A 13,286-nucleotide genomic window follows, 5' to 3' on the forward strand; every position below is an offset into this window, starting at 1 on the left:
TGGGTTGCGCGAAGATACCGCCCTTGAGGTTGCCGGCAGATACCGTGAGGACGGTTGCGGATAAGCGGATACGCATGAACAAGTAATACAAATCTTCACAAAGATTAAAATAAACTTTCAGACGGCCTAAAAACCGATTACAATAGTAACCATCACAAAGAACACACATATGAGCCAAAGCCGCTTAAACGTACAAAATCTGCAAAAAACCTTCAAAAAGCGCCAAGTGGTGAAAAACTTTTCGCTGGAAATCGAAAGCGGCGAAGTGGTCGGCCTGCTCGGCCCCAACGGTGCGGGTAAAACCACCAGCTTTTACATGATTGTGGGGCTGATTGCCGCCGATGCCGGCAGCGTTGAGTTGGACGGACGGGAAATCCGCCACCTGCCGATACACGAACGCGCCCGTTTGGGTTTGGGCTATCTGCCGCAGGAAGCATCGATTTTCCGTAAGATGACGGTAGAGCAGAATATCCGCGCTATTTTGGAGATACGCCTGAAAAACAAAAGCGAAATCGATGCCGGGCTGGAAAAACTGCTGGCCGACCTGAATATCGGGCGCCTGCGCAACAACCCTGCGCCTTCGCTTTCGGGCGGTGAACGCCGCCGCGTGGAAATCGCCCGCGTGCTGGCTATGCAGCCGCGCTTCATCCTGCTTGACGAGCCGTTTGCCGGCGTTGATCCGATTGCCGTTATCGACATTCAGAAAATCATCGGCTTTTTGAAAAACCGCGGCATCGGCGTGTTGATAACCGACCACAACGTGCGCGAAACCCTGCGCATCTGCGACCGGGCCTACATTATCAGCGATGGTGCCGTATTGGCTTCCGGCCATCCTGAAGAACTGGTCGGCAACGAGCAGGTGCGTGCGGTGTATTTGGGCGAAAACTTCAACTATTAAAGCCGCAGGCCGGCAGTTTGAGAATTAATCCGGCTCGGTGCAAAGCACACATTACGCTTTTATGGCGGATTAAATGGAAACTGATACGGCATCCCCACTTTTATGCACTTATTTGTATGGTTTGCGGGTATGGCCTTGTTTTGATTCGAATTTAATCCCCATACTCAAGAAGAAAATAAAAATATGAGTCAAAACATAGGATTAAAGCTCAGGCAGACCCAGCAGATCAACCAGCGGCTGCAACAGTCGCTGCGCATACTGCAAATGTCGGGATTGGAGCTTGAGCGCGAAGTCGGCGACTGGCTGCAGGAAAACCCGCTGCTGGAGTGTGCCGAATACGATGAAGCGGCCGAAGCCGGATTTGACCGCATCTCTGCCGCACAGCCCAAAACCGGCCAAATCGGCGGTGATGATGCGGAAAACGTTTGGGCCACCATTGCCGAGGAAGAAGGCTTCAACACTTATCTGCACAAACAAGTGTGCGAACATCCTTTGAGTGAGGCCGAAGCGGCGAGGGTGCATATCTTGATCGATTTTCTCGATGAGCAGGGCTATTTCACCGACAGTTTGGAAGAAGTGCTCGAGCATACGCCGATAGAGTGGATGCTGGAAGAGCAGGATATGCACAAAGCACTTGATTTGCTGAAAAGTTTTGATCCGCCCGGTGTGGGCGCCGCCAATCTTGCCGAGTCGCTGCTGCTGCAACTGATGCGTCTGCCCGCATCGCCCGCGCTCAGTCTTGCCGTCAAAATCGTGCAGCTCCACCTTGACGATTTAGGCCGCAGCCGCCAGCAAAACACTGCTAAATTCCGCAAACATTTTCCCGATGCCGAAGCCGCTACTCTTCAGACGGCCTTGGATCTGATTGCCAAGCTCAATCCTTATCCCGCTTACGGTTTTGCTGCTGCCGAACCCACCGCCTATGTGCAGCCCGATATTTGGGTGAAAGAAACCAAAAGCGGCTGGTCGGTGATCACTAACGAGCGCGTGTGGCCGAAAGTGCGGCTCAACAGCGAATATTGCGAGCTGCTCAAACAGGCGGGCGACATCGGCCCGGAGTGGAAAGAAAAGCTCAGTGAGGCGCGCCAGAAAATCGACAGCCTCGAGCTGCGCAAAAGTACCGTGATGCGGCTGGCCGAATATATTGTTGAAAAACAGGAAGATTTTTTCGTGTTCGGCGAAATCGGACTCAGCCCCATGCTGCTGAAAGATGCTGCTGCCGCGCTGGGCGTGGCCGAAAGCACCGTGTCGCGCGCGGTTAATCACAAATATTTGGCTTGCCCGCGCGGGGTGTTTGCGTTACGCTATTTCTTCACACAGGCCGTTGTTGCGGAAGACGGTGAAAGCGTCAGCCAAAGTGCGGTGAAGGCCGTTATCGCGCAGCTGGTGGAAAGTGAAAACAAACAAAAACCCTATTCCGATGATGCGTTAAGCAGGTTGTTGAAGCAGCAGGGCATTGATATTGCCCGCCGCACGGTAGCCAAATACCGCGAATCGTTGAATATTCCCAATGCGCACCAACGCCGGCCGTAATGTGCCGGCCAAAACCGAACCGGCCGTCTGAAACAATGAATCTGCATCAGCAAAACTTTTCAGACGGCCTATATTGCAAGTGGACGCGAAAAACCGATTTATCTGCGGCCGCACAGCCGGCAATACGCCGATTTCCGCCGCCTGAGCGGGCGGTACAACCCAACCGAAGGAGTAAGCCATGAATCTGAAAATTACCGGCCTGAATTTCGATGTAACCGAAGCCGTCAAAAACCATGTGGCCGCCAAGCTCGAACGCATCAACCGCCACGCCGCCAATGTTATTTCGGTAGCCATCACTCTTTCGGTGGAAAAGCTCAACCACAAGGCCGAGGCCGATGTGCATCTGGCGGGTAAGGATCTGCATGTGGAAACCGTTGAATCGGATATGTATGCCGCCATCGATGTGTTGATGGACAAGCTTGACCGCGCCGTGCTGAAACACAAAGAAAAAAGCAATGATGTGCGCGCCACCCCCAAACCTGCGCCGACAGCCTGATAAACGTTTGCCGTAACATGCAATAAAAAATCCCCCTTTCAAATTGCGCCCCAACTGCCGGATCTTGAATCCGACTTTTGGGGCGGTTTGTTTTGAGGGATGGGAAGCAGATTTATCTGTGTGGGTAATTTTGAGGCAGCCATACCGGAATATGCCGCGTCATCATGTGAAATATGGCGGGCGGGCATGATGCATCTGCTTTGTTTCCGCTTCAGTGTTGCTGCGCCATAAGGCCGGAGTCTTTGCAAAATTCAAAAAACACCAAAAGAAAGTTTATCTGCCGCAGGCGGAGTTTGGCCGCCCCGCATCCGGGGGTTTAAGCGGTACGCCGGTATTTCCCACCACTATCCCCGCCTGCGCGGGAACAATGATGCTTGATCTTTTCAGACGGCCTTAAGGTATTTTTGCAAAGCGTTTCCGGCATCCCGGCAGGGTTTGGTTGAAAAATCCATGCCGGGGCGGCTTTTGCGCGTGAAGCGGCCGCTAGCTTTCCAGCTTAGCCGACTGCGCTTTCACTTTGGCCATTTTTTCCTGCAGCTCGGCCAGCTCGGCTTGGTCTTTCGCCACCAGATGGGTGGGGGCTTTTTCTGTGTAGCCGGGCTTACTCAGTTTGGCGTTGAGTTTGTCTAAAGCCTTTTGCAGTTTTTCTGCTTCTTTGTTCAGGCGGGCGGCTTCGGCGGCTTTGTCGATTTCCACTTTCAGCATCAGGCGGGCATTGCGGGCGGCTTGGCACACGGCAATCGGAGCATCTTCGCCTTCGGGCAGGCTGTTGACCAATTTGACTTCGGTGAGACGGGTCAGCGCGGGCAGGTATTTCAACATATCGGCCAACTCTTCGCTGCCTTCGATAAACAGGGGCGCCTTCACTCCCGGCCCCAAGCCCATTTCGCCGCGCAGGTTGCGCACGGATTCCACCAAGCCTTTGAGTATGTCCATCTGCTTGAATGCGGCAGGTGCGATGTATTCAGGGTCGGCCTGAGGGAAGGCGCCCAGCATGATGCTGTCGGCGGTTTTGCGGCCGCACATCGGTGCAACGGTCTGCCACAGCTCTTCGGTAATGAACGGAATAATCGGGTGCAGCAGGCGCAAGGTTTCTTCCAATACGCCCAGCAGGGTGGCGCGGGTGGTACGCTGCGTGGTCGGGCAGCCGGTTTGGATTTGCACTTTCGCCAGCTCGATATACCAGTCGCAATATTCGTTCCACACAAATTCATACAGCGTTTGTGCCGCCAAATCAAAGCGGTAGCTGTCGAAGGCGGCGGCGGTTTCGGCTTTCACCTGTTGCAGACGGCCGATAATCCATTGGTCGGCAAAGGTATAGGCCAGGGGCTTTCGGCTGCCTGTTACAGGGTGGGTAACGCCGGGTGCGGCTTCATCGAGGCCGCAATCTTGGTTTTCTGTGTTCATCAGCACAAAATTGGTGGCGTTCCACAATTTGTTGCAGAAATTGCGGTAGCCTTCGGCGCGTTTGAAGTCGAAATTGATGCTGCGGCCGAGGCTGGCGTAGCTGGCCATGGTAAAGCGCAGCGCATCGGTGCCGAACACGGGAATGCCTTCGGGGAAGAGTTTCTCGGTGGCTTTTTTCACCTGCGGCGCTTTTTCGGGGCGGCGCAGGCCGGTGGTGCGTTTCACCAGCAGGTTTTCCAAACTGATGCCGTCGATTAAGTCCACAGGGTCGATCACATTGCCCTCGGATTTCGACATTTTTTTGCCTTCGTGGTCGCGCACCATGCCGTGGATATACACGTCTTTAAACGGCACTTTGCCGGTGAAGTGGGTGGTCATCATGATCATGCGCGCCACCCAGAAGAAGATGATTTCGTAGCCGGTAACCAATACATTGCCGGGGAGAAAGGCTTGCAGCTCGGGCGTTTCAGACGGCCAACCCAAGGTGGAAAACGGCACCAGCGCAGAAGAAAACCAAGTGTCGAGCACATCTTCATCGCGTACCAAACCGCTTTTGCCGGCCAGTTTTTCCGCTTCTTCCTGCGAGCGGGCAACATAGCAGCGGCCGTCTGAATCATACCAGGCGGGGATTTGGTGTCCCCACCACAGTTGGCGCGAGATGCACCAGTCTTGGATATGGTTCATCCATTGGTTGTAGGTGTTTACCCAGTTGCCGGGAATAAATTTCACTTGCCCGCTGTCGACTGCGTGTTTGGCTTTCTGCGCCAGGCTCATGCCGGCAAACTCACTTTCCGGCTCGGCTGCTTTGCTGCTGTCGGGAGTGGCAGACATCGCCACAAACCATTGGCTGGTGAGCATCGGCTCGATCACCGAACCGGTGCGGTCGCCTTTGGGGGTCATCAGTGTGTGCGGCTTCACTTCGACCAAAAGATTTTGCGCTTCCAAATCGGCCACGATTTGTTTGCGTGCGGCGGAGCGGTCGAGGCCGGCGTAGGCGGCGGGCAGGGCAAATCCTTGCTGTGCTTCGCCTTTGTAGTCGAACACTTCGGCATCGGCCAAAACTTTGGCTTCCAAATCAAATATATTGATTAATTGGGTGTGGTGTCGTTTGCCGACTTCATAATCGTTAAAGTCGTGTGCGGGGGTGATTTTCACGCAGCCGGTGCCGAAATCTTTTTCTACATATTCATCGGCAATCACCGGAATGGTGCGGCCGGTAAGCGGCAGCACCAGCTCTTTGCCGATTAAGTGGGCATAGCGGCTGTCTGCGGGGTGTACGGCCACGGCCACATCGCCCAACAAAGTTTCAGGGCGGGTGGTGGCCACAATCAGGCTTTCAGACGGCCTGTCGGCAACCGGGTAGCGGATGTGCCACATCGAGCCCTGTTCTTCTATGCTTTCCACTTCCAGATCCGATACTGCCGTGCCTAACACGGGATCCCAGTTGACCAAACGCTTGCCCCGGTAAATCAGGCCTTGTTCAAACAGGCGCACGAACACTTCGGTTACGACACCGGCGCGGGTGTCGTCCATCGTGAAGTATTCGCGGCTCCAGTCGGCCGAACAGCCCATGCGGCGCATTTGCCCGGTGATGGTGCCTCCGGAGTGCTCTTTCCATGCCCATACTTTTTCGAGAAATTTTTCACGGCCGAGGTCATGGCGCGAAATGCCTTGCTCAGCCAGCTGCCGCTCCACCACAATCTGCGTGGCGATGCCGGCATGGTCGGTGCCGGGCACCCAGCAGGTGTTGCGGCCTTTCATGCGGTAGTAGCGGGTGAGGCCGTCCATAATGGTTTGGTTGAAGGCGTGCCCCATATGCAGCGTGCCGGTTACATTGGGTGGCGGAAGCTGGATGGAGAAAGACTGTTCAGACTGCATATCGGGCTGGAAATAGCCTTTTGCTTCCCAGTTTTGATAATGCCCGGCTTCGATTTCGGCGGGGTTGTATTTGTTTAACATGATGTTTTTCAATGCTGTATTAATCTGTAAATCAAAGCATGGGATTATAACGCAAAGGCCGTCTGAAACCTATAAAAGGCGTTTCAGACGGCCATAACAAACTGCCCGTCAGGTTAGTGCCTGCGGGCAGTTTTATTTTCTCGGTTCATTTATTTTTCGCTTCGGCCTTGGCTTCTTTTTTCAAAGAGGCATATAAGTCGGGCTGGCGGCTTTTCAGCAGCGAGGCAATCGCAAGATCATCGCGGTTTACTTTAGCCAAGTCGATTTTCTCAATGTGGACCAAACGCAGTAATTCGCGTACGGGCTTGGGCATGTTGCGGCCTGATTCGTAACGCGAACCGCCGGACTGGGTAACGCCGATGCGGCTCCAAAAGTCCATTTGGTTTAAACCGAGTTTTTTGCGGATATCGCGGATATTTTCGATTTTCTCGAACGACTTCATGAAATTCCCTTCATTTGTTGTAAAGATCAATCTGGAAATTACTTATGCAGCGATAATATCTTGAGTGAGAATATTATATTCAGATAAGTATGAATGCTTAGACAGGGAAATCAGGATAAGTTTAATCGGATTTTCTATCAAGCGGTCAAAAAACGCGACAAACGCAATAGGGTGTTTCAACTATTCTTTTAAAACAATAGGTTATTTTTTTAAGTAAAGATTCTAGCTAAAAATATTTTACATAAAAAAACGTAACAAAATCAAGGTTTACCTGTTTTCGGGCTGACGGTGAGGATTTCGCGGCCGGTTTCGGTAACCAAAACTTCGTGTTCCCATTGCGCCGAAAGCGAGCGGTCTTTGGTAACTACCGTCCAGCCGTCTGCCAAAATGCGCAGATGGCGTTTGCCTTGGTTGATCATCGGCTCTATCGTGAAAATCATGCCCGGCTGCAACACCAAACCTTGCCCTTTGCGCCCGTAGTGCAGGACTTGCGGCTCTTCGTGGAAGCCCCGGCCGATGCCGTGGCCGCAGAATTCCTGCACCACCGAATAACCTGCGTTTTCGGCAACCTGCTGGCAGGCGTAACCGATGTCGCCCAAAGTGGCGCCGGGCTTGACCGCCGCGATGCCCGCCATCATGGCTTGGTGGGTGATGTCGATCAGGCGTTGGGCCTGGGGGCTGATTTTGCCTACCGCAAACATACGGCTGGAATCGCCGTGAAAACCGTCTTTTTTAATGGTGATGTCGATATTGAGAATGTCGCCGTTTTTCAGGGGTTTGTCATCGGGAATGCCGTGGCAGATAACGTGGTTGACCGAGGTGCAGCATGATTTGGGGTAGGGCGGGTTGCCGTAATTCAGCGGTGCGGGGCTGCCGCCCTGAACTTCGGTGTGGTAGGTGTAGATCAGCCTGTCCAGCTCGTTGGTGGTGATGCCGGGTTTGACGAATTGGCCGATATAGTCCAATGCTTCGGCCGCCAGCCGGCCCAGTTCGCGCATTTTTTCGATTTCTTCGGCGGTTTTGATAACAACGGCCATGTGAATCCTCTTTTCTTTTCAGGTGTTGGGATTGGTGTTCAGACGGCCTTTCGGTAATGTGTGAAAGGCCGTCTGAAAGAAGGCGGCATAAATTGCTGCAGGGTTTGAATAAGGGTGAAAGCCGCTGTTTCAAGTGGGACGGCGGGTTAAAACAGGTTGTCGGTTACTTTGCCGGGTTGGGCAGATTGCGCAGGGGCGGTTTCTGCGGGTGCCGGTTTTTCGGCTGCGGGTTTGGGTTCGGATGGTTCGGCTGCGGGTTTGGGGGCGGCGGGCTTTTCGGCTGCTTCGATCTGTTGTGCAGGCTTTGGGGCTGCCGTGGGTTGTTCTTTAGGCTGCTCTGCGGGAGCGGCAGGGGTTTCCGGCTGGGCCTGCTGTATGGCCTGCTGCCCGGTTTCTTCGGCCGTTGCGGTTTTCCGCTGCGGTTTGCGGGCTTGGCGCGTGGGTTTTGGGGCCGGTGCGGCGGTTTGTTCGGGTGCGGATGCGGCGGTTGGGGTTTCGGGATCGGCATTTGCGTCTGAAGCGGCTGCTTCGGTTTCGGATGCCTGCTGTCGGGGGGCAGCCGCTTGTGCTTGAACCGCCGCTGCCGCTACTGCCGAAGCGGGTGCACCGCGGGGCGAGAGCATTTCAACCGATGATGCGGCGGCGGTTTGCGGAGCTTGGGTTTGCTGCTGTGCGGGGTCGAATGTCTGCATGATGCCGATTACCACGCCGGCCACGGCGATGAAGGCGATGGCGAAGAGGGCGGCGAGCAGGTGTTTGGGCTTGGGCATGAAGCCCGGTTTGCGGTTGTTCATTGGGTTTTCCGTTTGGCTGATAGAGGCCGTCTGAAAAATCGGTTTCAGACGGCCTTTTGTCTGCGCGGCAGATGCTTTTAAAGCGGCTTAGCTTATCATTTATTGTATGTTTGATAAAGCGTTACCACTTTTTTCACGCCCGGGGTGGTGCGCACGCGTTCGGTAACGGCTGCCTGTTCGGCAGGGGTGAGAATGCCCATCACATAGGTTATGCCGTCATAGGTAACGATTTTCACGCGGCTGGGAACCACGCCTTGGATGCCCAGCAGGGCGGTGCGTACTTTCGATGTGCTCCAAGTGTCGCTGCCCACATTGCCGAAGGTGCGTTTTTGCGGCGATACGCTGATGTAGTTATACACTTCTTGAACGGTTTGCTCCGAGCGCGCCACTTGTTCTACGAATGTGCGGTCGCTTTCGTTGGCAACATGGCCCAGCAGCAGGATATGGCGGTTGTAGCCCACCACTGAGAGTTTCGGCTCGAAGCCTTCGGTTTGGTTGTTTTGGCGCAGGCGTGGCAGGGCGGTGTTTTTGATGCGGACTTCCATCACGTTGTCGTCGGCCTGGGTGCCGGTGCTGCGGCGGTCGAGTGCGGATGCGCCGCCTACTGCGGCTCCGCCCAATACGGCTCCAACGCAGCCGTTTAACAGCGCGGCGGCAATAACGGCGGCAAGCAGGGTGCGGGCGGGTTGTTGGGTGTTCATCTCGATACGTCCTTTCTGAATGGTTTTCAGACGGCCTTGTGCACAGGCCGTCTGAAAGCGGAAAACGGTTATATGCCTTCCAACAGCATGGTGTCGATGCTGTCGCACAGGGCGTGAATCAGCAGGATATGGATTTCCTGTATGCGGGCGGTGCGCGGGTGGGGCACGTTCAATAAAATATCGCTGTCGTTGAGCATGGCGGCGATTTTGCCGCCATCGCGGCCGGTGAGGGCGATAACGTGCATGTCGCGTTCGTGGGCGGCTTTGATAGCTTCGATAACGTTGGCGGAATTGCCCGAGGTGGAAATGCCGATAAGCACATCGCCGGCACGGCCCAGTGCGCGCACCTGCTTGCTGAAAACCTGGTCGAAGCCGTAGTCGTTGCCGATGGCGGTGAGGGCGGAGGTGTCGGTGGTGAGCGCCACGGCGGCCAGCTCCATGCGTTCTTTTTCAAAACGGCCGGTCATTTCGGCGGCGAAATGTTGGGCATCGGCCGCCGAGCCGCCGTTGCCGCAGGCGAGGATTTTGCCATCGTTCATCAAACATTGCAGCATCAGCACGGCGGCCTCGGCGGTGGGTTCGGTGAGAATGTCCGCCGCTTGTTTTTTGGCTTCGATGCTTTCGGTAAAATGGGCGGCTATGCGCTCTGGTAAAGTGGTCATCTGAAAATCAGCCTGTGATGTTCTGCACCCATTGCGGGGTATCGTTGCCCTGAATCAAAACCGCGTCCAAACGGCACGCTGCATGGTTCAGGCGGTGTTGCTGCAGATAGTGCTCGGCACTTTTTTGCAGTTTTAACAGTTTGGCCGGCGTAATGCTGTGGGCAGCGCCGCCGAAGCCGTTATTTTTGCGGTATTTTACTTCAACAAACAGAATCGTGTTGCCGTTTTTGACGATTAAATCGATTTCGCCGAACGGGCAGTGCCAGTTTCGCGCCAGCAGTTTACAGCCCTGTTTTTGCAGAAATGCGAGCGCGGCGTTTTCACCTGCCGTGCCTTGAGTGTGATTTAAGCGCATTTTGTTTGCTCCCGTTATAATCCGATTTTTCAGACGGCCTTTTGAAAAGCGGTTTGTTATGATGATGCAGAAACATTACCAAAAAGCCTGCGGCAGCCTTGAGGCGCAAACATTATACGTGGTTGCCACGCCCATCGGCAATTTGGCCGACATCACCCTGCGTGCGCTGGCAGTGTTGGAGCGCGCCGATTTGGTGTGTGCCGAAGACACCCGCGTTACCGCGCAACTTTTGGCCGCCTACGGCATACAGGCCAAGCTGTTGAGCGTGCGCGAGCACAACGAACAGCAAATGGCGGGCAAAGTCATCCAAGCGCTTGCAGACGGCCTGACGGTGGCGCAGGTGTCGGATGCGGGCACGCCCGCCGTGTGCGACCCCGGCGCGAAACTGGCCGCCCGCGTGCGCGAAGCCGGTTTCAAGGTGGTGCCGGTGGTGGGTGCCAGTGCTGTGATGGGGGCGTTGAGCGGGGCGGGCATCAGCGAGCCGGGCTTTTATTTTCACGGTTTTCTGCCGGCCAAGACGGGCGAACGCCGGAAACTGCTGGCAGCTTGGGCGCGAGCCGAACACCCTGTGGTGGCGTTTGAAACGCCGCACCGCATCGCCGCCGCTTTGGCCGATATGGCAGCGTTGTTTCCCGGCCGCAGGCTGACGCTGGCGCGCGAAATCACCAAAACGTTTGAAACGTTTTTAAGCGGCAGCGTAGCCGATATTCAGACGGCCTTGATTCATGATGCCGACCAAAGCCGCGGTGAAATGGTTTTGGTGCTCCACCCCGCGCCCAAAGAGAAAAACAGCAGTTTGCCTGAAGCGGCGCAAAACGTGATGAAAGTGTTAGCGGCGGAGTTGCCCACCAAACAGGCGGCCGAATTGGCGGCCGAAATCACCGGCGAAAACAAAAAAGCCCTCTACGATTTGGCACTGACATGGAAATAGATCGGGGTGGGTATCGCTTATCCATGAAACAAATAAGCATAAGGCGGCGGGTTGCAGATGGTATCGGCAAGCTGCGCAGAAAGAGCCAAGGCTGCGATGATTTTGAAGCTTGTGAAGCGGATCGGCCGTATGGTGCAGCCACGTTGTTTCAGTTACGGATTGCGTATCCGGCTTTAGAGAACGGTTTGGGTAGGCCGCCGCCGGCAGCGGAATCGGTGCGCACTGCCTGTACTGTCTGCGGCTTGCTGCTTTGTACCCAAACTAAAGCAGGCTTGCCATAGATGTTTTACAGGATATTCGAGGCTGTCTGAAAATATTTTCAGACGGCCTTGTTTGGAATCTGATGGCGGAAAGCACGGCGTGGTTATATTTTTGTTTTTTGCTTGAAAACCTGTTGGGGGGCGAGGGTTGTTGGGAGTGCCGAAAGATATGATGCGGCGGTGTCATGTTTGGAAAGCGTAAAATCGTTAAAACCGCTATTTCAACAACAAACATAAAGTTGCCGGGTATAAAAAAGCACCAAATAGCCGGCCTTGCCCAAGATTGCAGGCCGTCTGAAAATATTGTTCAGACGGCCTTATTCGGGGTTGGAGTGTCGTTGCTCTGCGGCGGCAGACACAAAATCAAACCGATGCCGAAAATGCGGGTTGGCTACTGCGGTATCCGGAATCCGCCGCCGAGGCGGGCGTGAACATTGCTCCAGGCAGTCAGTAGATCTGCACGGTGTTGTGCCAACTGCATTTGCTGCTGCAACACTTCGTCTTGTTTTTGTAGGGGAACCAGGCCGTTTTCCAACCCGGCGCGCATACGGCGGGAAGCTGCCGATGCCGATTTCTCGGCAGTTTCTACCATGCGTTGCTGCAGCGTGGTTTGGTTGCGCAGGTTTTGGTAGCTGCCGACTGCATCGGCTGCTGAGCGTATGGCATGGAGTACGGTTTGGTCGTACACGGCTGCCTGTTCGTTAAAGCGGGCGTTGCGTGCCGCCAATTGCGATTGCAGTGCGCCCGAGGTGAAAATGGGCAGGCTGAGTGCGGGCATGATGCCCAGCATGCCGGAGCTTTTTCCGTTGATAACATCAAAAGCGTCTATGTGCGCCAACCCGGCCAGCAGCCTCAGTTCGATGTTCGGATAAAAAGCCGCTTTCGCTGCGCCGATATCTTGCGCCCGTGATTCCAGCAGGGCGCGTTGGGCGGCGATGTCGGGCCGTCTGCCCAGCAAATCGGCCCGGATACGGTTTACTGCCAGCACGGGCGCGGCCGCCTGCGGCGAAGGCTGCCAGTTCTGCAGAGCCCCTGGAGAGCGCCCTGCCGTTACCGCCAGGCTGTTGCGTATGCGCGAGATATTGTGCATCACTTGCAGCTGCTGCATTTGCAGTTGCTGCTGCATCTGTTGGGCTTGGTAAAGTGCGGACGGGGGAAGAATATCTGCCTGTATGCGCTGTTTTAATAGTTTTTCTATGCTTTCAGCCACCTGAAGGCGTTTTTGCAGGGCTTGCCGTTGGGCTTCCAGTGCCTGCCAGGCAAAATATTGGGCGGCTACGGCATGGGCCGTTTCCAAACGGGTGTGTACCGTTTCATAGGCGGCAGCTTGGCTCCGACCCAAAGCAGATCGGATGCGCGCTTTGTTTTGCCCCCAAAAGTCGAATGCCCAACTGCCTTGCAGGGCTGTTGCGGCCATCAATAGGGTATGGTCGGTGTTGGCTATACCGGATGCGGGTTTGGGGTTTACATACCCCCCTATGCCTTGGGATGACAGGCCGATTTGGACTCTGCTTGCCGCACGGTTCACGCCGAGTTCGGCCTGTGCCTGCTCGAAACGCGCCTGGGCGATCCGCATTTGCGGGGCGGTGCGGACGGCCTCTTCGATCAAACGGTTGAGTTTGGGGTCGCGCAACTGCATCCACCAGTCATCGCGTATTTCGCGGGCGGATTCTCCTTGCGGTAATGAATAAGCCGTTGGGGTGTCCAACGGCACTTGTTTGCCAAACGGCGCACAGGCAGCGGCAAGCAATAATCCGAGCAACGCCGCGCTGCGCGCAATCAGGGTAAATTTCATTAAGCTATCCGTTTTG

Annotated in this window: 12 protein-coding genes; 4 read left to right on the top strand and 8 right to left on the bottom strand. The window is 55.1% G+C overall.

Annotated elements, in window-relative coordinates:
• The first annotated feature begins 169 nt into the window (after positions 1 to 169).
• From lptB to hpf, 3 genes are all read left to right on the top strand, one after another.
• Positions 170 to 898, top strand: a complete 729-nt coding sequence (gene lptB / locus H7A79_RS14935) for an LPS export ABC transporter ATP-binding protein (protein WP_135034682.1) — start codon at positions 170 to 172, stop codon at positions 896 to 898.
• Positions 899 to 1,081: 183 nt separating this feature from the next.
• Positions 1,082 to 2,431 carry an RNA polymerase factor sigma-54 gene (rpoN, locus tag H7A79_RS14940; RefSeq protein WP_135034681.1) on the top strand — a complete coding sequence of 450 codons (1,350 nt, stop codon included), beginning with the start codon at positions 1,082 to 1,084 and terminating at the stop codon, positions 2,429 to 2,431.
• 178 nt (positions 2,432 to 2,609) lie between these two features.
• On the top strand, positions 2,610 to 2,927 hold the full coding sequence (gene hpf / locus H7A79_RS14945; protein WP_187000664.1) for a ribosome hibernation-promoting factor, HPF/YfiA family: 318 nt from the start codon (positions 2,610 to 2,612) through the stop codon (positions 2,925 to 2,927).
• 483 nt (positions 2,928 to 3,410) lie between these two features.
• Here hpf and H7A79_RS14950 read toward each other — a convergent pair whose 3' ends face one another.
• From H7A79_RS14950 to H7A79_RS14980, 7 genes are all read right to left on the bottom strand, one after another.
• Complete coding sequence (locus H7A79_RS14950) at positions 3,411 to 6,293, bottom strand: valine--tRNA ligase (protein ID WP_187000665.1); 2,883 nt, start codon at positions 6,291 to 6,293, stop codon at positions 3,411 to 3,413.
• Positions 6,294 to 6,438: 145 nt separating this feature from the next.
• Positions 6,439 to 6,735 (bottom strand): helix-turn-helix domain-containing protein, encoded by a 297-nt coding sequence (locus H7A79_RS14955; RefSeq protein WP_054599660.1) that lies wholly within the window; start codon positions 6,733 to 6,735, stop codon positions 6,439 to 6,441.
• Between the two features lie 260 nt (positions 6,736 to 6,995).
• On the bottom strand, positions 6,996 to 7,772 hold the full coding sequence (gene map / locus H7A79_RS14960; protein ID WP_187000666.1) for a type I methionyl aminopeptidase: 777 nt from the start codon (positions 7,770 to 7,772) through the stop codon (positions 6,996 to 6,998).
• Between the two features lie 146 nt (positions 7,773 to 7,918).
• Positions 7,919 to 8,566 carry a flagellar biosynthesis protein FlhF gene (locus tag H7A79_RS14965; RefSeq protein ID WP_187000667.1) on the bottom strand — a complete coding sequence of 216 codons (648 nt, stop codon included), beginning with the start codon at positions 8,564 to 8,566 and terminating at the stop codon, positions 7,919 to 7,921.
• 95 nt (positions 8,567 to 8,661) lie between these two features.
• Entirely contained in the window at positions 8,662 to 9,267 is a 606-nt protein-coding gene (locus H7A79_RS14970; protein WP_187000668.1) for a BON domain-containing protein, read from the bottom strand.
• A gap of 68 nt (positions 9,268 to 9,335) precedes the next feature.
• Positions 9,336 to 9,929, bottom strand: a complete 594-nt coding sequence (locus tag H7A79_RS14975; protein WP_135034676.1) for a phosphoheptose isomerase — start codon at positions 9,927 to 9,929, stop codon at positions 9,336 to 9,338.
• A 7-nt stretch (positions 9,930 to 9,936) separates the two neighbouring features.
• The gene (locus H7A79_RS14980; RefSeq protein ID WP_187000669.1) at positions 9,937 to 10,284 is read right to left on the bottom strand and encodes a YraN family protein; all 348 of its coding nucleotides are present in this window, start codon (positions 10,282 to 10,284) and stop codon (positions 9,937 to 9,939) included.
• 61 nt (positions 10,285 to 10,345) lie between these two features.
• Here H7A79_RS14980 and rsmI point away from each other — a divergent pair, with 61 nt between their 5' ends.
• Complete coding sequence (rsmI, locus tag H7A79_RS14985) at positions 10,346 to 11,215, top strand: 16S rRNA (cytidine(1402)-2'-O)-methyltransferase (RefSeq protein ID WP_187001752.1); 870 nt, start codon at positions 10,346 to 10,348, stop codon at positions 11,213 to 11,215.
• Positions 11,216 to 11,866: 651 nt separating this feature from the next.
• On the opposite strand, the gene H7A79_RS14990 is transcribed toward rsmI, so the two are convergent.
• On the bottom strand, positions 11,867 to 13,270 hold the full coding sequence (locus H7A79_RS14990; RefSeq protein ID WP_187000670.1) for an efflux transporter outer membrane subunit: 1,404 nt from the start codon (positions 13,268 to 13,270) through the stop codon (positions 11,867 to 11,869).
• Positions 13,271 to 13,286 lie beyond the last annotated feature (16 nt).

Source organism: Neisseria musculi, assembly GCF_014297595.2.
Taxonomy (GTDB): domain Bacteria; phylum Pseudomonadota; class Gammaproteobacteria; order Burkholderiales; family Neisseriaceae; genus Neisseria; species Neisseria musculi.

Coding starts and splice junctions, on each gene's coding strand:
- lptB (WP_135034682.1), top strand. CDS start 170: ATGAGCCAAAGCCGCTTAAACGTACAAAATCTGCAAAAAACCTTCAAA.
- rpoN (WP_135034681.1), top strand. CDS start 1,082: ATGAGTCAAAACATAGGATTAAAGCTCAGGCAGACCCAGCAGATCAAC.
- hpf (WP_187000664.1), top strand. CDS start 2,610: ATGAATCTGAAAATTACCGGCCTGAATTTCGATGTAACCGAAGCCGTC.
- H7A79_RS14950 (WP_187000665.1), bottom strand. CDS start 6,293: ATGTTAAACAAATACAACCCCGCCGAAATCGAAGCCGGGCATTATCAA.
- H7A79_RS14955 (WP_054599660.1), bottom strand. CDS start 6,735: ATGAAGTCGTTCGAGAAAATCGAAAATATCCGCGATATCCGCAAAAAA.
- map (WP_187000666.1), bottom strand. CDS start 7,772: ATGGCCGTTGTTATCAAAACCGCCGAAGAAATCGAAAAAATGCGCGAA.
- H7A79_RS14965 (WP_187000667.1), bottom strand. CDS start 8,566: ATGAACAACCGCAAACCGGGCTTCATGCCCAAGCCCAAACACCTGCTC.
- H7A79_RS14970 (WP_187000668.1), bottom strand. CDS start 9,267: ATGAACACCCAACAACCCGCCCGCACCCTGCTTGCCGCCGTTATTGCC.
- H7A79_RS14975 (WP_135034676.1), bottom strand. CDS start 9,929: ATGACCACTTTACCAGAGCGCATAGCCGCCCATTTTACCGAAAGCATC.
- H7A79_RS14980 (WP_187000669.1), bottom strand. CDS start 10,284: ATGCGCTTAAATCACACTCAAGGCACGGCAGGTGAAAACGCCGCGCTC.
- rsmI (WP_187001752.1), top strand. CDS start 10,346: ATGATGCAGAAACATTACCAAAAAGCCTGCGGCAGCCTTGAGGCGCAA.
- H7A79_RS14990 (WP_187000670.1), bottom strand. CDS start 13,270: ATGAAATTTACCCTGATTGCGCGCAGCGCGGCGTTGCTCGGATTATTG.